General features: G+C 64.1%; 17 protein-coding genes. 13 read left to right on the top strand and 4 right to left on the bottom strand.

Annotation, left to right across the window (positions count from 1 at the left end; all coding sequences use genetic code 11):
- Positions 1 to 41 precede the first annotated feature (41 nt).
- Positions 42 to 377 (top strand): GIY-YIG nuclease family protein, encoded by a 336-nt coding sequence (locus ACR65T_RS08160; RefSeq protein WP_434496006.1) that lies wholly within the window; start codon positions 42 to 44, stop codon positions 375 to 377.
- 44 nt (positions 378 to 421) lie between these two features.
- On the opposite strand, the gene ACR65T_RS08155 is transcribed toward ACR65T_RS08160, so the two are convergent.
- Complete coding sequence (locus tag ACR65T_RS08155; RefSeq protein ID WP_434496185.1) at positions 422 to 844, bottom strand: SufE family protein; 423 nt, start codon at positions 842 to 844, stop codon at positions 422 to 424.
- 136 nt (positions 845 to 980) lie between these two features.
- On the opposite strand from ACR65T_RS08155, the gene ACR65T_RS08150 reads away from it, so the two are divergent.
- From ACR65T_RS08150 to ACR65T_RS08110, 9 genes are all read left to right on the top strand, one after another.
- The gene (locus tag ACR65T_RS08150; RefSeq protein ID WP_434496005.1) at positions 981 to 1,577 is read left to right on the top strand and encodes a LemA family protein; all 597 of its coding nucleotides are present in this window, start codon (positions 981 to 983) and stop codon (positions 1,575 to 1,577) included.
- A gap of 3 nt (positions 1,578 to 1,580) precedes the next feature.
- Entirely contained in the window at positions 1,581 to 2,420 is an 840-nt protein-coding gene (gene cysE, locus ACR65T_RS08145) for a serine O-acetyltransferase (protein WP_434496004.1), read from the top strand.
- Between the two features lie 253 nt (positions 2,421 to 2,673).
- Positions 2,674 to 3,651, top strand: coding sequence for a glutathione synthase (gene gshB, locus ACR65T_RS08140; RefSeq protein WP_434496003.1), 978 nt, complete (start codon positions 2,674 to 2,676; stop codon positions 3,649 to 3,651).
- Positions 3,648 to 6,458 carry a [protein-PII] uridylyltransferase gene (locus ACR65T_RS08135; protein WP_434496002.1) on the top strand — a complete coding sequence of 937 codons (2,811 nt, stop codon included), beginning with the start codon at positions 3,648 to 3,650 and terminating at the stop codon, positions 6,456 to 6,458. The genes gshB and ACR65T_RS08135 overlap by 4 nt, the downstream gene beginning before the upstream one ends.
- 55 nt (positions 6,459 to 6,513) lie before the next feature.
- Positions 6,514 to 7,110, top strand: a complete 597-nt coding sequence (gene grpE / locus ACR65T_RS08130; RefSeq protein ID WP_434496001.1) for a nucleotide exchange factor GrpE — start codon at positions 6,514 to 6,516, stop codon at positions 7,108 to 7,110.
- 16 nt (positions 7,111 to 7,126) lie between these two features.
- Positions 7,127 to 8,131, top strand: a complete 1,005-nt coding sequence (corA, locus tag ACR65T_RS08125) for a magnesium/cobalt transporter CorA (protein ID WP_434496000.1) — start codon at positions 7,127 to 7,129, stop codon at positions 8,129 to 8,131.
- Between the two features lie 217 nt (positions 8,132 to 8,348).
- Entirely contained in the window at positions 8,349 to 9,860 is a 1,512-nt protein-coding gene (locus ACR65T_RS08120; protein WP_434495999.1) for a Do family serine endopeptidase, read from the top strand.
- A gap of 175 nt (positions 9,861 to 10,035) precedes the next feature.
- A complete protein-coding gene (locus tag ACR65T_RS08115; protein WP_014892581.1) occupies positions 10,036 to 10,719 on the top strand; it encodes a response regulator transcription factor in 684 nt (227 codons plus the stop codon).
- Positions 10,703 to 12,115, top strand: a complete 1,413-nt coding sequence (locus ACR65T_RS08110) for a sensor histidine kinase (RefSeq protein ID WP_434495998.1) — start codon at positions 10,703 to 10,705, stop codon at positions 12,113 to 12,115. Before ACR65T_RS08115 ends, ACR65T_RS08110 begins: the two co-directional genes overlap by 17 nt.
- On the opposite strand, the gene ACR65T_RS08105 is transcribed toward ACR65T_RS08110, so the two are convergent.
- Together ACR65T_RS08105 and pepN are read right to left on the bottom strand one after the other, a co-directional pair.
- Positions 12,007 to 14,445, bottom strand: a complete 2,439-nt coding sequence (locus tag ACR65T_RS08105) for a PAS domain-containing sensor histidine kinase (protein ID WP_434495997.1) — start codon at positions 14,443 to 14,445, stop codon at positions 12,007 to 12,009. The two genes, ACR65T_RS08110 and ACR65T_RS08105, sit on opposite strands and share 109 nt — an antisense overlap.
- 134 nt (positions 14,446 to 14,579) lie before the next feature.
- Positions 14,580 to 17,216: an aminopeptidase N gene (gene pepN, locus ACR65T_RS08100; protein ID WP_434495996.1), complete on the bottom strand. Its 2,637-nt coding sequence runs from the start codon at positions 17,214 to 17,216 to the stop codon at positions 14,580 to 14,582.
- Between the two features lie 306 nt (positions 17,217 to 17,522).
- Between pepN and ACR65T_RS08095 the strand changes: the two genes are divergently transcribed.
- The 3 genes from ACR65T_RS08095 to ACR65T_RS08085 all read left to right on the top strand — a co-directional run bounded on the left by ACR65T_RS08095 (position 17,523) and on the right by ACR65T_RS08085 (position 23,215).
- The gene (locus ACR65T_RS08095; RefSeq protein WP_434495995.1) at positions 17,523 to 18,692 is read left to right on the top strand and encodes an efflux RND transporter periplasmic adaptor subunit; all 1,170 of its coding nucleotides are present in this window, start codon (positions 17,523 to 17,525) and stop codon (positions 18,690 to 18,692) included.
- Positions 18,693 to 18,701: 9 nt separating this feature from the next.
- Positions 18,702 to 21,848: an efflux RND transporter permease subunit gene (locus ACR65T_RS08090; RefSeq protein WP_434495994.1), complete on the top strand. Its 3,147-nt coding sequence runs from the start codon at positions 18,702 to 18,704 to the stop codon at positions 21,846 to 21,848.
- Between the two features lie 215 nt (positions 21,849 to 22,063).
- Positions 22,064 to 23,215, top strand: coding sequence for a TolC family protein (locus ACR65T_RS08085; protein ID WP_434495993.1), 1,152 nt, complete (start codon positions 22,064 to 22,066; stop codon positions 23,213 to 23,215).
- 18 nt (positions 23,216 to 23,233) lie between these two features.
- Here the strand turns inward: ACR65T_RS08085 and ACR65T_RS08080 are convergent, their stop codons facing one another.
- Positions 23,234 to 24,115 carry an alpha/beta fold hydrolase gene (locus ACR65T_RS08080; protein ID WP_434495992.1) on the bottom strand — a complete coding sequence of 294 codons (882 nt, stop codon included), beginning with the start codon at positions 24,113 to 24,115 and terminating at the stop codon, positions 23,234 to 23,236.
- Positions 24,116 to 24,206: the final 91 nt, after the last annotated feature.

Raw genomic sequence — 24,206 nt, 5'->3', positions numbered from 1 at the left:
TGCGCGAGCGGCCTGGCCGTCGCCAAATTGGAGGGTGGATCTTGAAGCCGGAGGATAGGAAAGCGGCCATCGCCGCCTACAAGGAACGCAAGGCGATCGCCGGCGTCTATGTCGTGCGCTGCGCGACGACCGGCCAGCAATGGGCGGGCAGCGCGCCGGATCTCGCCACGATCTGGAATCGCTTGTCGTTCACGCTTCGCCAGGGCGCCTCCCCACATCGCTCACTACAGACCGCCTGGCGAGAAACTGGCGCCGCAAGCTTCACATTCGAGATTGTTGAACGGGTGGATGTCGAGGAGCTTGTCTATGGGCGCGAGCGCGCTCTGAGAGATCGACGAGACCATTGGTGCGAAACTCTGCACGCCGAGCCGATCTGAAGATGGCTCGCGTCGTGTGATCAGGTTTTGGCGCAGCCTGGGGCTTACGCCCCCATCGCCTCTTTGGCTTCTTTCTTGATGCGCTCGACCATCGACCGCAGGCCATTGGCGCGCTGCGGCGTCAGATGTTCGGCAAGGCCGAGCTCCTTGAACAGCGGCGCCGCGTCGGTTTCGACGATCTCCTGCGCCGGCCGCCCCGAGTAAAGCGCCAGCACGAGCGCGACGAGGCCGCGCACGATATGCGCGTCGCTGTCGCCGCGAAACGAGAGCGCGGTCCGCCCCTCGGCGTCGCGCGTCGGAGTCGTTTCGAGCCACACCTGGCTGGCGCAGCCGCGCACTTTATTGGCGTCGGTATAGGCGTCTTTCGGCAACGGCTCGAGCGTGCGGCCAAGCTCGATGAGATAGCGGTAGCGATCCTCCCACTCATCGAGCAGCTCGAAATTGCCGATGATCTCGTCGATCTGCATTTTGTTCGCATCCTCGCTGCGAAGGCGCATTCTACCTCATTTCGGCGCTAAGCCGCGCCCTTTCCTTGGCGAGGGCCACGCCTTACATTCCGCGCGACAATCGCTGGCGCGCCGCGCCGCTCTTTAGGAGTTTTATATGAGCGACTTTTCCCGCTGGCGCGCCGTCGCCGCCGCGATTTTTCTTAGCCTGGGCCTTGCCGGCTGCGGCTACAATACGATTCCGACGCTCGAAGAAAACGCCAAGGCGAAATGGTCGGACGTGCAGTCGCAATATCAGCGCCGCGCCGATCTCATTCCAAATCTCGTGGAGACCGTGAAGGGCTACGCCAGGCAGGAGAAGGACGTGCTCACCTCGGTCGTCGAGGCCCGCGCCAAGGCGACATCCGTCAAGGTTGACGCGGGTTCGCTGACCGATCCTGAAAAGATGAAACAGTTCCAGGAGGCGCAAAATCAGCTAACCGGCGCGCTCGGCCGGCTGATCGCCGTGAGCGAAGCCTATCCGGACTTAAAATCCAACCAGAACTTCCTCGCTCTTCAGTCGCAGCTCGAAGGCACCGAGAACCGCATCAATGTCGCGCGGCGCGACTACATCGAGGCGGTGCGGGCATTCAACACCTCGCTGCGCACCTTCCCGACGCTCCTCTGGGCGAAGACCTTCTTCGCCGGCACGAAGCCGATGGCGGAATTTTCCGCGGCCGGCGCGGCGCAATCGCCGCCGGAAGTGAAGTTCTAAACGATGAGCGCCGACGCGCCGACAGAAGAGCTGATCGCGCGGGAGGCGATGTGGGCGCATATGCGCCGCGAAGCCGAGGAGGCGCTGCGTCTCGACCCGTCGCTGACGCCGCTGATGCTGGGCGCGATTCTCAATCGCGCATCGCTCGAAGAGGCGGTGGTCCATCGCATCGCCGCAAGACTCGGCGCGTCAGCGCTGGACGCCGAGACGATCGCCGACGCCTTCCTGCAGGCGGTGCGCGACGACGCGGCGATCGCTACCGCCTTCCGCGCCGATCTCGCCGCCTATGTCGAGCGTGATCCGGCCTGCGGGCGGATGATCGAGCCGCTGCTCTATTTCAAGGGCTTTCACGCGATCCAGTCGGCGCGGCTGGCGCATGCGCTGTGGCGCGCGCGGCGCCACGATTTCGCTTTCTATATCCAAAGCCGCGCCTCCGACGCGCTCGCGGCGGACATTCATCCGGCCGCGCGCTTTGGCAAAGGCCTGTTCCTCGATCATGGCGCCGGTTTCGTCGTCGGCGAGACAGCGGTCGTCGACGACGACGTCTCGATTCTGCATAATGTGACGCTGGGCGGCACGGGCAAGGTCGCGGGCGACCGTCATCCGAAGGTCAGGCGCGGCGTCATGATCGGCGCGGGCGCCAAAATTCTCGGCAATATCGAGATCGGCGCCTGTTCGCGGATCGCCGCGGGCTCGGTGGTGCTGCAGTCGGTTCCGCCCAATTCGATCGTCGCCGGCGTTCCGGCGAAGGTGGTCGGGACCGAATCGTGTATGGAGCCGGCGCGCGATATGGACCAGATCCTCCGCGGCCTCGCCTATGATTCTTTCGATTACGTCATCTGACCCGCGTCGTCGCGTCCGCTAAGCGCCGGGGCCAGGGGAATCGGGTGAGGAAAAATACGCGAAAACGGGTTTCCTCGCCCTTCGAGACGCGTGCTGCGCACGCTCCTCAGGATGAGGAAGCCCACCCGATCGCCCCGGCGCGGGGGCGATTGAGGGTTGCGCAGGGCCACGGTTCTCCTGCTATGTGTCGCCGGGCGGCGGCGCCGTTCCCAAGGGCCGGCGCAGGGCGGCGGCGGCCGGGGCAGGGGGATCGATGCTCGAGATTGCGGTCCAGATGGACCCCTTGGAACGCATTAATTTTGCAGGAGATTCGACCTTCGCGCTGATGCTGGAGGCGAAGCGCAGGGGCCATCGCCTATGGTTCTACACGCCGGATCGACTTTCGCTTGAAGGCGAGCGGCTGACGGCGCGCGCGCATCGCATCGACGTTTTCGACGATCCTTCGCGCTATTACGCGCTCGGCGAGGCGACGGACCTTGAACTCGGCGCCATGGACGTGGTGCTGCTGCGTCAGGACCCGCCATTCGATCTTGCCTATATTACCTCCACGCATTTTCTGGAGCGGCTCGCGCCGAGGACTCTCGTCGTCAACGACCCCGCGCATGTGCGCAACGCGCCAGAAAAGATCTTCGTGATGGAGTTCGCCGATCTGATGCCGCCGACGCTGATTACGCGCGACCGCGCGGCGATGGAGCGCTTTCGCGCCAAGCATGGCGAGATCGTCATGAAGCCGCTCTACGGCCATGGCGGCGCCGCGGTGTTCAAGGTCGCGCCACGCGATCCGAATTTCGGTTCGCTGTTCGACATGTTCGCGACGACTTTCCGCGAGCCGTGGGTCGTGCAGCGCTTCCTGCCGGAGATCGTGAAGGGCGACAAGCGCATCCTGCTGATCGACGGCGAGGCGATGGGCGCGATCAATAGGGTTCCCGCCGCTGACGACATACGCTCGAATATGGTGCGCGGCGGCGCGCCGGCGGCTACCGAACTCGACAAGCGAGAGCAGGAAATCTGCGCGAGGCTCGGGCCGGAGCTGAAACGGCGCGGATTGGTTTTCGTCGGCATCGACGTGATCGATGGCTGGCTCACCGAGATCAACGTGACCTCGCCGACGGGGCTCCGCGCGCTAAAACGCATCGGCGGGCCGGATCTTGCGCCGCCGCTCTTCGACGCCATCGAGGCGCGTCTGCGCGCGCTGCGCGCATCAGGCCGATCGCCGGAATTGACTCTATGAACGAAGTGGCGCCGCTCAGCGTTTTCGCCGGCCTTGATCCCAACGAGCAGTTTCGCGGTCTGCGGCAGGCGCTCGCGCCGGCTATCGCGGCGATCTGCAAGAGGGAGCGCGGCCATGCGCGACGCACGGCGATCGTCGAATTGTTTCGCTCGGCTTTGGCGGAAGGACGCGAGATTGCGCGCGCCCGGCTTGAGGCGCGCGGCTCGGGACTGGCCTGCGCGAGATTGATCTCGGCGCTCGAAGACGAGCTGATCGGCGCCATCTACGACTATGTCGTGCGCTATGTTTACGTCGTCGACAATCCGACGTTTGCTGAGCGTCTCGCGATTGTCGCCGTCGGCGGCTATGGGCGCGGGACGCTCGCGCCGGGCTCCGACATCGATCTGCTGTTTCTCGTCCCTTACAAACAGACTCCGTGGGGCGAAAGCGTCATCGAGGCGATCCTTTATATTCTTTGGGATCTGCGTCAGAAGGTCGGCCATGCGACGCGCTCCGTCGCCGAGTGCATGCGTCAGGCCCGCGCCGACATGACCATTCGAACGACGCTTCTCGAAGCGCGTTTCATTCTCGGCAACGCCGAGCTGTTCAGCGAGTTCCGCGAGAGCTTCGATCGCGAGATCGCCCGTTCGGATACGCGCGAATTCGTCTCCGCCAAGCTCGCCGAACGCGACGCGCGCGTGATGCGCGCCGGCGCCTCGCGCTATCTGGTCGAACCCAATGTGAAGGAAGGCAAAGGCGGCCTGCGCGATCTCAATACGCTGTTCTGGATCGCCAAATATGTCTATCGCGTGCGTGAGGCGAAGGAACTCGTCGCCGCCGGCCTCTTCACCGCGGCGGAGCTGAGCCTGTTCGAGCGCTGCGAGGAGTTTTTGTGGCGCGTGCGCTGTCATCTGCATTTCGCGACGGGCCGGGCCGAAGAACGGCTGGCTTTCGACGTACAAACAACGATCGCCAAGCGTCTCGGCTATCACGACCGTAGCGGGCTATCGCCGGTCGAGCGCTTCATGAAGCACTATTTTCTCGTCGCCAAGGAAGTCGGCGATCTCACCGCGATCGTCTGCGCGGCGCTTGAAGAAAAGCAGGCGAAGCCGCGCGCCATCTTCGAGCGCTTCCTGCAGCCGTTTCGGCGCCGGCGCAGTCGCGCCCCGCAAGGCGACTTCATCGTCGACCACGACCGCATCAGCATCGTCGACGCCGATGTCTTCAAGCGCGATCCCGTCAACATCATCCGGCTGTTCTGGATGGCCGATCATCACGGCCTGCCGCTGCATCCCGACGCCCTGCGCGCGGTGACTCTGTCGCTGCGCCTGATCGACGCCAATCTGCGCGCCAGCAAGGAAGCCAATCGGCTGTTTCTCGAAATTCTGCTCTCGCGCAATATGACCGAAATTACGCTGCGCCGGATGAATGAAACCGGCGTGCTTGGGCGTTTCATTCCGGATTTCGGCAAAGTCGTCGCGATGATGCAATTCAATATGTATCATCACTATACCGTCGACGAGCATCTGCTGCGCGCGGTCGGCGGACTGTCCGATCTCGAAGCCGGCCGCATGCCGGAGCATCAGCAGCTCGTTGACGAAATTCTGCCGACGATCGTGAACCGCAAGGTGCTTTATCTGGGGCTGTTCCTGCACGACATCGCCAAGGGCCGAAAGGAGGATCACTCCCGCGCCGGCATGGAGGTGGCGCGCAGCCTGTGTCCGCGTCTGGGCTTCACCCCCGGCGAGACCGAGTCCGTGGCCTGGCTCGTCGAGCACCATCTCACCATGTCGAGCTTCGCGCAGAGCCGCGATCTCTCCGACCGCGTCACGATCGAGAATTTCGCCGCCATCGTTCAAACGATGGAGCGGCTGAAGATGCTGTTCGTTCTCACCGTCTGCGACATCAACGCGGTCGGGCCCGGCGTGCTCGACGCCTGGAAGGCGCAGCTGCTGCGGGTGCTCTATTGGGAGACCGAGGTCGTGCTCGGCGGCGGCCATTCGGCGGTCGATCGCAAGAGTCGCGTCGCCGCCGCCAAAGCCGAGCTGCGCGCAGCGCTGCCGGAGTGGAGCGACGAGGCGTTCGACGCCTACGCCAAGCGCCACTATCCGGCCTACTGGCTCAAGGTTGACGTCGCCCGCAAGCTGCGTCACGCGGAGCTGCTTCGCCAGATGAACGGCGCATCGGCGCCGCTGGCGACCGCGGTCGAACTCGACAGGACGCGAGGCGCCGTGGAGCTGACCGTCGTCGCGCCCGACAACCCGCGTCTGCTGTCGATCATCGCCGGCGGCTGCGCGGCAGGCGGCGCCAATATCGTCGATGCGCATATTTTCACCACCGCGGATGGTCTTGCGCTCGACACGATCTTCTTCTCGCGCGCCTTTGATTTTGACGAAGACGAAATGCGTCGCGCCGGACGAATCGCCGGCCTCATCGCCAGGGCGCTGCGCGGTGAGGTCGTCGTGTCCGAAGAGCTGCGGGCGCGCGCGAAAGCCCATCTGCCGACCGACGCCTTCTCGGTCGCGCCTGAGGTCGTCGTCGATAACAGCCTGTCGAACGTCTATACGGTCATCGAGGTCTCGGGACTCGATCGCGAGGGTCTGCTGTTCGAGCTCACCAACGCGATCTCGCGGCTCAATCTCAATATCGCCTCGGCGCATATCGTGACCTTCGGCGAGCGCGCCGTCGACGCCTTCTATGTCACGGATTTGACCGGAGCGAAGATCGCCTCGGCGCAGCGACAGGCGGCCATCAAGCGCCAGCTCCTGGACGTGTTTCGCGGTCCGGGCGCCCGCGGGACCAAAACGCCCGCCGCCGCCGCGACTTGATTTTGACGTTTCGCACGCAGATATCGAAGCCTTTACGAAGAATGATGGTGACAGCATGAGCGATCCAACGAATGCGGACAAGAAGGCTGAGTCGACGAAGAATCGGGAGGGCGCAGAGCCCTCGTCCTTGTCGCAGCCGTCGGCCGAATCCGACATTGCGCAGCCGGAGCCGTTCACCGAGCTCGAAAATCTTTATGCCGAAAACGCAGGGTTAAAGGACAAGCTCCTGCGCGCGCTCGCCGAAGTCGAGAATGTGCGCCGTCGCGCCGAGCGCGAGATCGCCGACGCGAAAACTTATGGCGTGGCGAATTTCGCGCGGGAGATGCTGTCCTTCGCCGATAATCTACGCCGCGCGATCGAGAGCGTGCCCGAGGAGGCGCGCGCCGAGCCGGCGGTCGCGTCGCTGCTTGAGGGGGTCGACGTGATGGAGCGCGATTTTCTTGCGCGGCTGGCGCGCTTCGGCGTCAGGAAGATCGACGCCCATGGCGCGCGCTTTGATCCTAATCAGCATGAAGCGCTGTTCGAAATTCCCGACGAGACGCAACCCGCAGGCACGGTGGCTCAGGTTGTTGAGCAAGGCTACATGATCGGCGAACGCGTGTTGCGCCCCGCAAAAGTCGGCGTTGCGCGCGGCGGATCAAAACCGTCCTGACCGTTCGAGGATGCGCATGGACGAGCGAGCGACCGCGACAAAGCCTACGGAAGCCGGGGTCGTCGCAGCGGCGGTCTATCACGGGGGACGTAAGGTCGCCGATATCGAGATCGATGAGGCCGGAGAGTGGACCAAGCGCGAAGGCTATGTCGTCTGGATCGGACTCCACGAGCCGTCACAAGAGCTGCTGGAGCGCGTCGGCGAACAGTTCGCGTTGCATCATCTCGCGATCGAGGACGCATTCAAGGCGCATCAGTTTCCCAAGCTCGAAGAATATGAAAACAGCGTTTTCATCGTCGCGCGCACCGCGCAGATGGTTGACGGCCGCATCGCCTTCGGCGAGACGCATATTTTTATCGGCGCCGGCTATGTCGTGACCGTGCGCCACGGCGCGTCGAGCTCCTATGCGCATGTGCGAGAACGCTGCGAGGCGCGCGCGGAACGCCTCACGGAGGGCGAAGATTTTATCGTCTACGCCATTCTCGATTTCATCGTCGACAACTACTTTCCGGTGCTCGACGCGATCAATGGTCAGGTCGAGGACATCGAGGATCATGTTCTCGCAACGACGATGGGCAAACCGGAAATCGAGCAGCTCTATAGTTTGCGGCGCGACCTCCTGCATCTGCGCAACGCCGTGACGCCGCTTGCGGACGTCTGCCGTCGCTTGGAGCGCAGCGACGTCGTCGCCATCGACCGGGAGATGCGGCCGCATTTTCGCGACGTTCGCGACCATCTGCGCCGCGTCCAGGAACGCATCGACACGATGCGGGAGACGCTCGCCTTCGCTTTCGAGTCGAGCCTGATGAACGCGCAGATCCAGCAAACCGACATTTCGCGCCGGCTTGCCGCCTGGGCCGCGATTCTGGCGGTGCCCACCGCCATCGCCGGCATTTACGGGATGAACTTCCAGCACATGCCGGAACTCCAGTGGGAGTATGGCTATTACGTCGTCCTCGGCGTGACGATGTCGATCTGCGGCTATCTGTATTATCGGCTGCGTCGCGCCGGCTGGCTGTGAACGCCGCCCGCCATCGCCGCCGAGGCGCGTCGCCAAGGCTCTCACGCCGCGCGTGTCTCAGGCGCAGTCGCCTGCGACTTTTTGCTTGGGCCTAGCGCCTTACGAAAGTTTCATCCCGCCGCCATTGGACGGCAAAGCGGCAATCTCCATCTTTCATCTTGCGGCGACGTTGCGCTCCTCCTCCCGCGGCGTCGTTCAAGATGGAGATTTTCGAGAAATGCCTATCGCAAACAATCCTCGCGCCCGCGCCGTCAAAGCGCCGCGCCGCGCGTCCCGTCTGGCGCTGATGGGCGCTGCGGCGGCGTTCGCGCTTACCGCTGCGATCGGTCCGGCGCCGCTGACGCCGGCTTACGCCGAAGCGCCGCTCTCAGGATCTGTCACCGCCGCCGGACCCGCCTCCTTCGCTGACGTCGTCGAACGCGTCAAGCCGGCCGTCGTCGCCATCAAGGTCAAGGCCGTCGGTGATCAGCAGGGCGGCATCTTCGAGATGCCGGACGTCTCGCCCGACGACCCGATGTATCGCTTTTTCAAGCGCTTCGGAGAAGGTCAGGGCCGTCCCCAGAAACATATGACGATGTCGCAGGGCTCTGGTTTCATCATCAGCCCGGACGGCTATGTCGTCACCAATAACCACGTTGTGGAACACGCCAGCGAAGTTGACGTTGCGCTCGACGACGGAAGAACGCTGCCCGCCAAGGTGGTCGGCACTGATAAGCGCACCGACCTGGCGCTGCTCAAGATCAGCGATGGCGCGAAGCTGCCCTATGTCGACTGGGGCTCCGCCGCGCCGCGCGTCGGCGACTGGGTGATCGCGGTCGGAAACCCGTTCGGTCTCGGAGGCTCAGTCACCGCCGGCATCGTTTCGGCGCGCGGGCGCGACATCGGCGCCGGCCCTTACGACGACTTCCTGCAGATCGACGCGCCGGTCAATCGCGGCAATTCCGGCGGTCCGGCGTTCGATTCGCGCGGCAATGTGATCGGCGTCAATACGGCGATCTATTCGCCTTCGGGCGGTTCGATCGGCATCGGCTTCGCCATTCCGGCCGAGGTGGCCAAGGACGTGGTCGCGGCGCTCAAGGAAAAAGGCTCCGTGTCGCGTGGCTGGATCGGCGTCAAGATTCAGAACGTTACGCCGGAAATCGCCGACAGCATGGGGCTGAAGTCCGCGAAAGGCGCGCTGATCGCGCAGCCGCAGCGGGGCGCTCCGGCGGAAGAGGCCGGCCTGAGGTCTGGCGACGTCATCGTCGCCGTCAACGGCGACAAGATCGACACGTCGCGCGATCTCGCGCGCCGCATCGCGACCCTTGGCCCGGGCAAGACGGCGGACATCACTTTTCTGCGCTCGGGCGCCGAAAAGACGGTGAAGCTGAAACTGGGCGCGCTGCCCGACGAGCGGGAAGCGCGCGCGGACGATGAAGGCTTCTCAGAGCGGGGACCGGAACTGTCCGGTCTTGGGCTCGAGGTCGCTCCGGCGGCCGAGGTCCGCGGCGCAGGCCGGGAAGGGCTGTTCGTGACGGATCTCGATCCCTCCGGCGCCGCCGCGCAAAAAGGATTGCGCAGGGGCGACGTGATTATCGAGGCCGCCGGGCAGCCGGTGAGTTCCCGTGGCGACCTCGCCTCGGCGCTCGAGGCGGCCCGCAAGGAGGGACGGCGTTCGGTGCTGCTGCGTGTGAAATCTGCGGACGGTGCGAAGTTCATCGCTGTTCCGGTGAAAGGCGGCGCCGGCTAAGGCGGCTTAAGGAACTTCTTGCGTTGAGGCCGTCATCACTGCACCCGCCCGCAGCCGGTCTCCGCAACGAAGAGCGTCGGGCAGAGCCAGTCCCCTCCTGGCGCCCGAACGCGGGGCAGGCTGGCGCGCAATGCGCCGGCCTGCCGTTTTTTTGCAATCTCAGCTATAGTGAAACATGCGCATTCTGATCATTGAAGACGACAGCGAAGCGAGCGAATACCTCGTCAAGGCGTTCCGCGAACAAGGCCATGTCGCCGAACACGCCGCCGATGGGCTTGCTGGCTATGGACGCGCCAGCGAAGGCGGTTACGACGTGCTGATCGTCGACAGGATGCTGCCCAAAATGGATGGGCTGTCGCTGATCTCGGGCCTGCGCGAGCAGGGCGTTCAGACGCCGGCGCTCATTCTCTCCGCGCTCGGCCAAGTCGACGATCGCGTGAAGGGTTTGCGCGCCGGCGGCGACGACTATCTGCCAAAACCCTACGCCTTTTCGGAACTGCTGGCGCGGGTCGAGGCGCTGGCGCGCCGCCGCGTCGGGCCCAAAGGCGAAGAAACCCAATATCGCGTCGGCGATCTGGAGCTCGATCGGTTGTCGCACAAGGTGACGGTCGGCAGCCAGGAGGTGGTGCTTCAGCCGCGCGAGTTCCGGCTGCTGGAATATCTGATGAAACATGCCGGCCAGGTGGTGACCCGCACCATGTTGCTCGAAAACGTCTGGGATTACCATTTTGATCCGCAGACCAATGTCATCGACGTGCATATTTCCCGTTTACGCTCAAAGATCGACAAAGGCCGCGAGAACCCGCTTCTGCACACGATCCGCGGGGCTGGGTATATGATCCGTGACGGCGCTCGGTAAACTTTTCCGCACGACGGCGTTCAAACTGTCGATCGCCTATCTCGTGCTGTTCTCGATTGGCGCGGGCCTTGTGCTTGCGCGCGTCGGCGCACGCGTCAAGGAAGTTCTCGACGAACAGATCGAGCAGACCGTCGACGCCGAAATACGGGCGCTGTCCGAACAATATGCGCAGGGCGGCCTACGGCAGCTCGCCAATGCGGTGGAGCGCCGCGTGCGCGCGCCCGGCGGTTCGCTCTATCTGCTCTCGAGTCATTCCGGAGACGTCATCGTCGGCAATATCGAGCCGCCGAATTTCACGCCGTCGGGCGGCACGGAACTCGTCGAGACGACCTATGAGCGACGCGGCGAGCCGGGCGTCAAGCATCCGGCCTTGCTGCGGCTGTTCCTTCTTCCCGGCGGCTTTCGCCTGCTTATCGGCCATGACATCGAAGATCATGAAGTGCTTCGCGGCATATTGCGCCGCGCGCTGGGCGTGTCGCTATTCTGGCTCGCGCTCGTCGGCGCGCTTGGAGGTTTGTTCGTGTCGTATCGCATGCTGGAGCGCGTCGACGTGATGTCGGGCTCCGCGCGCCGCATCATGGCGGGTGATATGCACGAGCGACTCGCCATCTCGGGCGCCGGCGACGAACTTGACCGGCTGGCGGAAAACTTCAACGCCATGCTCGAGCGCATCAGCGAGCTGATGGCCGGTTTGCGCGAAGTTTCCGATAATATCGCGCATGACCTCAAGACGCCGTTAACCCGTTTGCGCAACCGCGCCGAGGCGGCGCTACGCGCCGACGCCAAGGGCAGCGAGCATCGTGCGGCGCTCGCCGCCGTGATCGAAGAGTCCGACAACCTGATCCGCGTGTTCAACGCGCTGTTGATGATCGCGCGAGCCGAGGCCGGCTATTCTAGCGACAACATGGCGACCTTCGACGCCGACGCCGTCGTGCGCGACATCGCCGAGATGTATGAGCCCGTCGCCGAAGAGCAGGGCGTCCGCCTCGATGTCGCGGCGCAGGACGGACTGGCGGTCACCGGCAGCCGCGAACTGCTCGGGCAGGCGCTCGTGAATCTCGTCGACAACGCGCTGAAATATGGCGGGACAGGCGACGAGCCGCGCATCGCCATCGAGGCGCGGCGCGTCGGCGATCGCGTGGAAATCGTCGTCGCGGATCGCGGACCTGGCATTGCGCCATCGGATCGCGAGCGCGTGGTGGGACGTTTCGTGCGGCTTGAGAATTCCCGTTCGCGGCCGGGTTCAGGTCTCGGCTTGTCGCTGGCGGCGGCGGTTGCGCGGATGCATCACGGCGCGTTGCGGATAGAAGACAATGCGCCTGGATTGCGCGTGGCGCTGTCGCTGCCTGCGATGCGTACAACCGTCGGTCCCGCGGCGCGGATGGAGCGCGCATAAGGCGCAATCTTCGCGGTCCCGCCCGCTTCGACGGCGCGCGCCTTCAATGGGGTCACCGTCGCCGAGGCCGCCGGCAAGCGCATCATGACGACCGTGCCTTCTCCAAGACGGGAGCGGACGCGCAGCGCGCCGCCATGCAGCTCGATGAGGGCGCGGGCGATGGCGAGGCCGAGCCCGGATCCGCGCATGCCGTTTTCCATCAGATCGGCGCATTGTTCGAACGGCTTGCCGAGCTTGGGGATGGCGCGCGGGTCGATGCCGCGTCCCGAATCCTCGACATAGACGTCGATCGCGCCGCCGTGGGCTCGCGCGCGCACCCGCACCACGCGTCCGAATTCGCTGAATTTGACGGCATTCGACAGAAAGATGCTGAGCGTCTTGACGATCGCCGCTTCGTCTCCGACGCAACGCAGGTTCTCGCGGGCGTCGGCGACAAGCTCGATGTTCTTTACTTCGGCGCGCGCGCGCCAGGCTCCGACGGATTTGCGCAGCGCCTCCGCGACGTTGATCTCCCGTTCGGCGAGGCGGATGAGGCCCGCTTCGAGACGCGACATGTCGAGAATGTCGGACAGCACTTCGTTGAGGTAATTGCCGCCCTGGCGTATGCCGCAGCAATATTCGAGATATTTTGGCGAACCGAGCGCGCCGAAAGGCTCCGCCTCCATCATTTCCGAAAAGCCGATGATGGCGTTGAGCGGCGTGCGCAACTCGTGGCTCATATTGGCGAGGAATTCCGATTTCGCCACATAGGCGGCTTCCGCCTCGGCCTTTTGGTGATGATACTGCTCGGCGAGTATCGCGAGCTGCTGCGCCTGCATCTCCAGCGTCTGTCGCGAGCGGGTTAGATCGGCGACGCTCGCGGTGAGGCGGCGCTCCGATTCACGCAGCTTCTCCTCGTTGCGCTTGAGCGCCGTAATATCGGCGCCCACGGAGACATAGCCGCCATCCTTGGTGCGGCGCTCGTTGATCTGAAGCCAGCGCCCGTCGATGAGCTGCGCCTCGTAGGTGCGGGCGTCTGGCGAAGGTCCGTCGGGCGAGGCGACCTGGGTGCGGATCAGCGGCGCGATGGCGCAGCTCATGATCTGCCGATAGTTCGCCCCGGCGGATGCGGCTTCGAGCGAAAGGCCATGCAGTGAGAGAAATTTCGAATTGCAGGTCACGAGTCGATTTTTGGAGTCCCACAGCACGAAGGCTTCGGAAATGGCGTCGATCGCGTCGCGCAGGCGCAAATTGGCCATCTCGGTTTGTTCGGCGAGCGCGCGTTGCTCCGAAACGTCGATTGCGATTCCAATAAGATGTTTGCCGGCTTCCCGACTGTCTTCGACAATCTGCGCGCGCGCGCGCAGCCAGATCCATTCGCCCGTGGCGTTCTTCAGCCGAAACTCGTGATCGACGCTATTCGTCCGTGCGCTCGCGACCATGTCGGCCATCGTCTGGAAGTCGCCATCGTCGGGATGCAGCAGCGCGCTCAATTCGGCATAGCAAAGCGAGCGGCGCTCGGCCGGCAGCCCCAACATTTCATACATGGAGTCCGACCAGTAGATCCGGCCGCGCGCAATGTCCCATTCCCAAAGGCCGCACCGGCCGCGCGACAGCGCCGCCTCGAGGCGCCTGCGGATCAGCGTATTGGCGCGTTCGACTTCCTGACGACGCCAACTCTGGCGGAAATAGGCGAGGACGATGACGAGCAGCAGCAGCGTGGTGCAGGCGAACAGCAGCGCATAACGGGACGCGATCACGCGCCATTCGCCGAGCACATTGTCGACGGGATAAATCATCGCCACCTGGCCGAATGGCGTCGGCAGCTTCCTGACGCTCACAAGCGCCGGAACGCCATCGGGCAAGGTGACGCGCAAGACGCCGGCGTTGTCGGCGAAGTCGACGAGCGCATCTTCGGCGCCGATGGCTTGCGACAGCGTAAGGTCTTTCGATGGAATCGGCGGAAAGGCGGCGGCGACGCGGCCGCGCTCGTCCGTCACCAGAACGCGTCGCCCTCGCGCGAGCGCGCCTTGCGGCACGAGCTGATCGAGCGGCGCGCCGAACGGCTTTTGCGCGTCGGTCTTGATTTTGTCGCGTAGGTCCTGCGACACGGCGCGCACGAAAAGGTCGAGATCGTCGACAGCCTGTTCGACCAGTCGATCCTGCATCGCGCTGGTCAGCGACACGACAAAGGCGGCGAGAGAGACGAGGCAAACCGCGCAGGCGGCGAACGCCAAAGGGCGCAGCCAGGAGAAGTCCTTTGGCCGCTTTGCGCCGTTCTCATCGAACCGGTACGCTCCCCACACGGTATGGGCGTGAGTCTTCACGCGGGCAGCGGGAGCGCGCGCCATCGATAGCCTCCAAAATGAATGTGATGCGAACGCGGCTTACGAGCGAATCACCTTCATTCGAATCTCTCGACGTGCGATTGTCCAGATCTTAACGCGACGTTAACGACTCTTTTTTGGGCGCCTCAGCAAGCGCCTCAGCCAAGCGCCCGCGTGGCGATGTCGCGCAGGTCCGCCGAGAGATTTTCCTGCGCGACGATATGCTTGAGCCGGGCTTCAATGAGGCCGCGGCGCCGCGACTCCATCGTGCGCCAGGATCGCAGCGCCGAGAGAAGCCGTGCGGACACCTGGGGATTCTTCGGATCGACTTCGAGAACCACGGCCGTCAGCAAATCGTATCCCGACCCGTCGAGCGCATGAAAGCGCGTGAGATTGCCGTTCGCGAAGGCGCCGATCAAAGCGCGTACGCGGTTGGGGTTGCTCATCGAAAATTCCCGATGCGTCATCAGGCCCAATACGCGCTGTGTGGTCGCCGCTTCCGGAATCATCGCCTGCAGCGAGAACCATTTGTCGATGACGAGCGCGTCTCCGGCATATTGTGCGTAGAATCGGGCGAAGGCCTCCTCGCGCGCATGGCCGCCGAGAAGCGCCAATGTGGCGAGCGCGGCGAGCTTGTCGGTCATATTGCCGGCGGTTTCGAACTGCGCCGTGGCGAGCGATCGGCCTTTTTCAGCATCGCCCGCGGCCAGAAGATCGAGCGCCACATTGCGCAAAGCGCGGCGTCCCGCGCTCGCGGCGTCGGGCGTAAAGGCCCCAGCGGCGGAGAAGCGCGCGTGGATCGCGTCGAGCGCTGAGCCGAGCGACCTGCCGATCTCCGCGCGCAACGCCATGCGCGCGTCGAAGAGCTGATCCGGGTCGACGTCGTTCCCCTTTTCGCGCGCAAGGTCGATGTCCGACGGCAGCGACAACGCCTGTGCGACCAACGCCGGATCGTCCTCGGACTTGGCGAGCAGCAGTCGCAGCGCTTCGCAAAGTCCCCGGGCGTCCAATGCGCCGGTTTCGAGCCGACCGAAGATCGCCCGCAAGGCGAGGCTTTGCGACGCCTGCCAGCGATTGAACGGATCGTCGTCACAGGCGAGCAGACGTTCGAGATCCTCGCTCGCCGGCGCGGGCTCGAGGCGCACAGGCGCGGAAAAGCCGCGCAGCAGCGAGACCACGGGCCGTGAGGGAATCTCGCGGAACCGGATGACGCGCTCGGCGCGGTCGAGTTCGATCAAACCACAAGCGAGTTCAGTCGGCGCGGCGTCTTCGCTGACGAGATCGAGCTTTTGCCCGTTCTCGCCAAAGAGCGCCAGCGCCAGCGGGATCACGACGGGCTTCTTGTCGCTTTGGCCCGGCGTTGGAGGCGTTTGCTGACACAGCTTCAAGGCAAACGTCCGGGCGGCGGGATCGTAGTCGCCTGACGTCGTCACCACAGGCGTTCCCGCCTGACTGTACCAAAGCGCAAAATGCGTCAGGTCGCGGCCGGATGCGGCGGCGAAGCAGGAGAGGAAATCTTCGATCGTCGCGGCCGTCCCGTCGAAGCGTTCGAAGTAGAGATCCATGCCGCGGCGGAAGTTGTCGTCGCCGATCAGCGTCCGCAGCATGCGGATGATTTCAGCGCCTTTCTCGTAAACGGTCGATGTGTAGAAATTGTTGATTTCTTGATAGACGTCCGGACGCACGGGATGCGCGAGCGGACCTGCGTCTTCGGGAAATTGCGCGAGACGCAGGCCGCGCACGTCGCCGATGCGCTCCACCGCGCGCGAACGCATGTCAGCGGAAAATTCCTGGTCGCGGAAAACCGTCAGCCCTTCCTTCAGGCAAAGCTGGAACCAGTCGCGGCAGGTGATGCGATTGCCGGTCCAATTGTGGAAATATTCGTGCGCGATGACTCCTTCGATGCCGGCGTAATCGCCGTCGGTCGCAGTGTTGGGCGAGGCGAGCACATATTTGTCGTTGAAGATGTTGAGGCCCTTGTTCTCCATCGCGCCCATGTTGAAGTCGGAAACGGCGACGATGTTGAACACGTCGAGATCATATTCGCGACCGAATTTTTCTTCGTCCCAGCGCATCGAGCGCTTCAGCGCGTCCATCGCATAGGCCGCGCGCGATTCCTTGCCATGTTCGACGTAGATGGCCAGTTCGACGACACGGCCCGACATTGTCGTGAATTCGTCGCGCACAACGCCCAAATCGCCGCCCACGAGCGCGAACAGATAAGAGGGCTTTGGGAACGGATCGCGCCAGAGGGCATAGTGGCGATTGGATCCTGCGACATCGCCATGCTCGATCGGATTGCCGTTCGACAGCAGGATCGGCGCGTCGCTTTTCTCGGCTTCGATGCGCGTCGTATAGACGCTGAGCACGTCGGGCCGATCCAGGAAATAGGTGATGCGGCGAAAACCTTCCGCCTCGCACTGCGTGCAATAGGCCGAGCCGGAGCGATAGAGCCCGGAAAGCTGCGTATTGCCGCTCGGATTGAGCTCCGTGTCGATTTCCAGCGTAAAAGGCGCGTCAGGAACTTCGGCGAGAGTAAGGCGATCCTGCGTCGCTTCATATTCGCCGGGCCCCAGCGTCCGGCCGTCGAGCTTCACGCCCAGCAGCATCAACTCGTCGCCGTCGAGCACGAGTGGCGCAGAAGAATCCCCGGCTGGATTGCGGCGCAGCGCCAGTCGCGCGGAGACGCGGGTTTTGGTCGGATGCAGAGCGAAGTCGAGTTCGACAGAATCGATCGCGAAATCGGCAGGACGGTAATCCGCGAGCCGAATGGCGGCGGTCGAAGGATGACGCATTTCGCTCCTCAGGGCTAGGGTGACGGTTTCTTCGATGATTATAGAACCTGCGCGCTCATTTGCGACGGTTGGAGCGGCCGAAAACACGGACGCCCAATCTATTTTTTCTGGAAAATCTCCGGCGAAGGGCCGAATTGCCTTGAGCCTTTCGCCGCATCCGGGCAAGATGATCGCCATCGCGGCGCCGTAGGAATGCGGCGGCCGCTGTTGCGCGCGTCACTTCAGCGTGCGCCGCTTCGCCTCTGGAACGCGTCCCGCTGCCCTCGACAGCGGAAGGCAGGCGAACGGCCTGTAAAGCGAAGGTTCATGATCACTCACATGCGGCGGACGCTTGCTCCTTTCCTTGGCCTTTGCATTCTCTCGGGCTTTTTCATTCTCGGCGGTCTTCTGACCTTCAGCGCTCCAACAGCGCAAGGCGCCCCCGCTGAGACACAGAACCTGCAACCGATCCTCGTCAAAATCAGCGAAGATCAGATGCGCGTCGCCGGCGTTGAGACTCAGCCCATCGAGCGGGAGTCGGGCATGGGCGAACTCGTCGTGCCGGGCGTCGTCGCCGTGCCGCCGCAGCAGCTCCTCATCGTGGCGGCCCCCGCCGCCGGTCTCGTCGAGACTCTGCTTGTCGCAATCGACGAGGATGTCAAACAAGGCGCGCCGATCGCGACGCTGAAGTCGTCGGAGCTCATCGAGGCCCAGCGCGCCTTCCTGCACGCTGTCTCGGAGGCGAATCTCGCGGCCGAGAAGCTGCGGCGCGACGAGCAGCTATTCAAGGAGCACATTATCGCCGAGCGGCGATTGATCGTCACGCGCGCCGAGGCGACTCAGGCGCGTTCGGCGCTGGATGAGCGCGGGCAAATTCTGTCGCTGGCCGGCATGACGGATAAGGAGATCGAGACGCTGAAGCGCGAGCGCAAGCTCGCAAGCTCGCTTGTCGTGCGCGCGCCGGTTACCGGCACCGTCCTGCAGCGACACGGCACGACCGGCGAGCGCGTGCAGGCGTCGGCGCCGCTCATCACGATTGCACGGCTCGACCCCATTTGGGTCAATCTGCAGGTGCCCCTTGGCCGCGCCGCTGCGCTAGACAGCGTCGCCCGCGTGCATTTGCCTCTGGCGGGCATCGACGGCAGACTCATTCGCATCGGACGCACCGTGGACGCGGCGACGCAGTCTGTCACGGCCGTCGCCGAGTTTCGGCCTGGATCGAGTCCGCTGCGCCCTGGCCAAGCGGTTCAGGCGATCCTGCGCCTTAAGGGCGGCGGCGATACGCAGTGGCGGGTTTCCTCGGACGCTCTGGTGAACTTCAAAAACCACAATTGGGTGTTCGTGCGCTCGCCGGAAGGCTTTGTCGCGACCCCGGTGACGCTGCTTTCCGAGACGCCGCAGTTCGCCTCGGTCCAGGGCGCGCTCAAGGCAGGCGAGCGCGTCGCGACCCGCGGTCTGCTGACCTTGTTGGCGGAACTCGCCGAGGCCGAAAGGTGATGATACGCAATGCTTGAAAGACTGATCCGTGTCGCGCTCCAGCAGCGGCTGCTCGTCTTTCTTGGCGCGCTCGGTCTCGCCGCGTGGGGCGCGGTCAGCTATTTCAAACTGCCGATCGACGCATTTCCGGACGTCGCGCCGGTGCAGGTGCTGGTCGCGATGCGCGCGCCGGGCCTCACGCCAGAGGAGTTGGAGGCGCGCGTCACCGTGCCGATCGAGATCGCGGCGAAAGGCATTCCCAGCCTCGTTCGCATGCGCTCGACGACGCGTTATTCGGTGACGCTGATCACCTTCGAATTTTCGGAAGGGACAGACATCTACTGGGCGCGCGCGCAGGTCAACGAGCGTCTGGCGCAAGCGCAAAGTCAGTTGCCGGACGGCGTTTCCGGCGGCCTCGCGCCGATCGTCACGCCGCTTGGCGAGATGGTGATGTTCACCATCGTCGGCGGCCATCTCACGCCGACGGAGCAACGCACGCTGCTCGATTGGACGATACGCCCCGCCATCCGCGGCCTGCCGGGCGTCGCCGACCTCAACGTGCTCGGCGGCTTCGTGCGCACCTTCGAAGTCGCGCCGTTTCCAGCCGCCATGGCGTCTCGTGGCGTCACCGTGGAGATGCTCCAGTTGGCGCTCTCCAACAACAATAAGAATGACGGCGCGGGGCGCGTGCGCGATGGCGAGGAAGCGCTGCTGGTGCGCGCCGAAGGCCGCCTGCGATCGCTTGAGGAGATCCGATCCGTCGTGATCGCCGCGCGTGACACCGGCATCGTGCGCGTCGGCGACGTCGCCGAAGTGCGCAACGGCGCGTTGCCGCGCAACGGCGTCGTCGTGCGCAACGGCGAAGGCGAGGCGGTGTGGGGACTTGTTCTCGGGCTGCGCGGCGCGGACGCGCGCATGGTGGTCAATGGCGTGAAGCAGCGCCTGGCCGAAATCGAGCCGACGTTGCCGAACGGGGCCAAAATCGAAATCTTCTATGATCGCAGCGAATTGATCGGCAAAGCGGTCTGGACCGTGCAGAAGGTGCTGATCGAGGCGATCGTCCTCGTCGTCATCCTGCTCGTCTTGTTTCTTGGCGATCTTCGCGCCGCGATCGTCGTATCGGTCATCTTGCCGCTCGCCGCGCTCGCGACGTTCGGCATCATGCGCTGGTGGGGACTCTCGGCGAATATCATGTCGCTCGGCGGTCTCGCGATCGCCATCGGACTTTTGGTCGACTGCGCTGTCGTCGTCGTCGAGAACGTCGAACATCGCATGGCGCATGCGCATGACGTCAGTCTTTCCGATCGCATCTTCATGACGCTTGAGGCGACCCGCGAGGTCGCCGTCCCGCTCACGTCCGGCGTCATCATCATCGTCACGGTGTTCCTGCCGCTGCTGTCTCTCGAAGGGCTCGAGGGTCGTCTGTTTGCGCCGGTGGCGCTGACCATCGCCTTTGCGCTCGGATCTGCGCTCCTGCTGTCGCTCACCGTCGTTCCGGCGCTGAGCGCGACATTGTTGAAGCCCGGCCATGCCGACGAACCCTGGCTGGTGCGCAAGGTCGCCGCAGTCTACGAGCCCTTGCTCAAGCGCGCGCTCGACAAGCCCTTAATTGTCGGCGCCGCCGCTGTCATCGGCCTCGTCGTCGCCTTCATCGCCTATGCGGGCATCGGCCAGACCTTTATGCCGGTGATGAATGAAGGCACGCCCGTCATCACCATCCGCAAACATCCGACGATCAGCGTCAATATGGCCGCGGAAACCGACATGCGCATTCAGCGCGCAATCATGGAGCGCGTGCCGGAGGTCAAGGGAATGATGGCCCGGGCCGGCGCCGACGAACTCGGCATCGATCCCGTCGGCCTCAACGACACCGATAATTTCCTGACGCTTGCGCCGCAAAGCGAATGGCGCGGCAAGGATATAGATTGGCTGATGGGCGAGATTCGCGCCGTGCTCGATAGCATGCCGGGCATTTCCTATGCCTTTTCGCAGCCGATCGACATGCGCGTACAGGAAATGATCATCGGCGCCCGCGGCGACGTCGTCGTCAAGATATTTGGCGACGACATCGATGAGCTCAATCGTCTCACGCGCGAGGTCGCGGCGACCTTGCGCAAGATCAGGGGGGCGCGCGACGTGTTCGGCCTGCAGAACGACGGCATGCGCTATCTCACGGCGCGCGTCGACCGGCTGGCTGCCGGGCGCTTTGGCCTCAACGCCGGCGAGATTCAGGACGCGCTGCGCGTGTGGGTCGACGGTCAGCCGGTGGGCATCGTCCTCGAAGGGCCGATCCGCACCCCGCTCGTCATCCGCGGCTCTGAAATCTCGCGCCGCTCGTCCGTCGACTTCGCGCGGCTGCCGATGGTTTCATCTGAAGGCAAAGTCGTCGAACTGTCGCAACTCGCCGACGTGCGCGTGGAGAACGGACCGATCCAGATCATTCGCGAGGAAGGCCGTCGCTTCGCCACCGTCCTCGCCAATGTGACGGGACGCGATCTTGTCGGATTCGTCGACGAGGCCAAGAAGGCCGTCACCAAAAACGTAAAGACGCCGCCGGGATATCGCTATCAATGGGGCGGCCAATTCGAGAACCAGCAGCGCGCATCGGCGCGGCTTGCGATCGTCGTGCCGATCGCGATGGCGCTGATTTTCCTGTTGCTTTATCTAACCTTCAACTCGGTGCTGCAGGCGACGCTGGTGTTCTGCAATGTGCCCTTCGCGGCGATCGGCGGCATTTTGGGCCTGTGGCTTTCGGGAGAATTCATGTCAGTGCCCTCGTCGGTCGGCTTCATTGCGCTTGTCGGCATCGCCGTGCTCAACGGCGTCGTGCTCATCTCCTACATCAACAAGCTTGTGGCCGAGGGCACGCGCAGCACGCGCGAAGCGGTGCTGGAAGGCGCGCGTCGGCGCATGCGGCCCGTCTTGCTCACCGCCACCATCGCGGCCTTCGGCTTGATCCCGTTCCTGTTCGCGCATGGGCCCGGCGCCGAGATCCAGCGCCCGCTCGCCATCGTCGTCATTGGCGGGTTGATCTCGGCCACGGTGCTGACCTTGATCCTGCTGCCGATTCTTTACGATCGCACCGCCAATCTCGGCTTGGTCATTCGTCAGAAGTTCCGCGCGCGCGCGATGCGGCGACCCGCGCCAATGCGTGCGCGCGAGGACGCTCGCGTATGAGGGTCGGCGCGGTTTTTACAGCATTTTTGTTGTTTGCGTTGGCTTTGCCTTTCGAGACGCGAGTCTTTGCACAGGAGCAGGGCGAGCCGGCGGAGATGCAGATCAAAGCGTCTGTCAAAGCTGCACCCAAGAAACCGCCTGGGACATCGCGCAAGAAAGCCCGTGTTCGGGCGCCGACCAGGCGAAGCGGCGGCGTGTTGGCGAAACATCTTGAGATGGCCGTCTTGGTTGATGCGCAGAGCCGTTCGCTCGAGGCGCAGTTTCGGGCCACCTCGGCGCGCTATGCGACGGCCAATTCGATCACGCCCGGCTCGCCCTACGTGGGCGGCCTGCAGCGCAACAATATCTCCAGTAATGTCACCGGCAATCTGCGCAATTACAACGAGACGGAGTTTGAGGTCGGCATGCCGCTGTGGCTGCCCGGACAGCGCGACGCCTTTGAGGCGACGGTCACGACCAGCCTCGTCGAGGTGGAGGAGCGGCTGGCGCTGCGCCGACTCGATGTCGCTGGCGCGTTGCGCAACGCATGGTGGAGCGTGCAGCGGGCGGCGCGCGAAGTCTCGGTCGCGCGCACGCGCGTCACGACCGCGCGCGACATCGGCGCGGACATGACCCGCCGCTTCGAACTTGGCGACGCCGCGCAAGGCGATGCGCTGCTCGCCCGGAATGAGACGCTCGCCGCCGAAACGGAACTGGCGCAGGCGGAAGGCGCCGCGAAGGTCGCGCAAGTCAATTATATGGCTCTCACCGCCGGCACGCCCGCGGAAGGAACACTCGAGTCCTTGCATCCCGCGACCGAGATTGAAAATCATCCGGCCCTACGCGCGCCGCGCGCCGCGCTGGTGCGCGCCGAGTCGCAGGCGCGGCTCATCGACGCAACGCCGATCGACAGTCCCGATATCGGCGTGTTCGGGCGGCGCGAATATAATGATCAATATTCAACCGATCCCTCTCAGACGCTCACCAACCAGCGCACGGATTCGACGACCATCGGCGTTCGCATCCGCATTCCTTTGCCGACGGCGGGTCGCAACGAGCCGAGACGGGCCGCGGCGCTCGCCGAGATGGATCGCGCCACGGCCGAATATGAACGCGCCAGGCGAATTATCACGGCGGAAATAAAGGCGGCGCGCGAAGCGCTGGCGGCGGCGCAACGCGCCGTGAAACTGGCCAACAGCCGACTTACCGTCGCCAACGACCAATTCGAACTGTCGCGCAAAGCCTTCAAACTTGGCGAGATCAGCGCCTTCGATCTTTACCGCGTGCGCCAGATTCAACTCGAGGCGCAGCGCATGGAGGCGAACGCCGAGATCAATGTCGGCGTCGCGATCTCACGGCTCAATCAAGCGCAAGGCTACGCTCCCTAGCGATTGGCTGTGCGCGATTTATGGACATTGGCGCACGAAGTCCGCGATGCGCGAGATTGTCGGCTGATCGAGCAGCAGCGGCGCATGGCCCTGGCCTTCGACCCAGGCCCGCTCAAGGCGCGGCGCGCGCCGGGCCATCTCGTCAAAGACTTCGGGCGAGAGAATGTCGGAGTTCGCGCCGCGAATGGCGAGAATCGGAACATCCGACAGCGCGGCGAAGTCGTCCCAATGTTCCTTTGGCGCAACATCGGGCAGGACAGAGTCGAGCGTATGCGACAATTCCGGATCGTAGCGCAGCAGAACTTTCCCGTCCTTCTCGACGAAGGTAAGCCGCGCATAATCCTCCCACTCCTGCGGCGAGACGCCGGAAAAATTGACGCCGGCGGTCATTCGCATCAGCGCGATTGCTTCGCGCATAGACGGGATGGGCGGCAGCTTGCCGACGTAGCGCTTAATGCGGAGCAGGCCGGCGTGCTCGATCTTCGGTCCGATGTCGTTGAGCACCGCGCCGCGCACGACGCTGGGCCGGCGCGCCGCGATGCGCATTGTGTGAAGGCCGCCGCGCGACGTGCCGATAAACACCGCTTGCGCGACGCCCGCGTCGGCAAGTTGAGCCATGATGTCGGCATGCTCGACGTTGAAGTCATAGCGTCGCCAGTCCTGATCCCAGTCGGATCGGCCGCGTCCACGATAGTCGAGGGCAAGAACCCTCCGGCCGTCGGCTTGCAGCGCCCTGGCGATGCGGTCGAAATCATCGGCCGAGCGGGCAAGCCCCGGCAGGCAAACGACCGGGAGCAGACCCCCGCCGCCGCCCGGCGGCGCGGGATAGTCGAAATAATGCAAGCGGAGCCCGTCGGCCACGTGAATGTAGCGGCTAAACGGTTCTTGCGCAGACGCCATGGAACGACCATTCCCGCATATAAAACCTGCCCGGTCGACAGCGACATTGAAGCCCTCCATCGAGATTCGCAACCGCGCCGCTGGCGCTTTG

Origin of the sequence: Methylocystis sp. (genome assembly GCF_051061285.1) — a bacterium.
GTDB lineage: Bacteria > Pseudomonadota > Alphaproteobacteria > Rhizobiales > Beijerinckiaceae > Methylocystis.
Note: the sequence above shows the minus strand (reverse complement) of the source record. Positions and strands in the feature narration are given on the sequence as shown.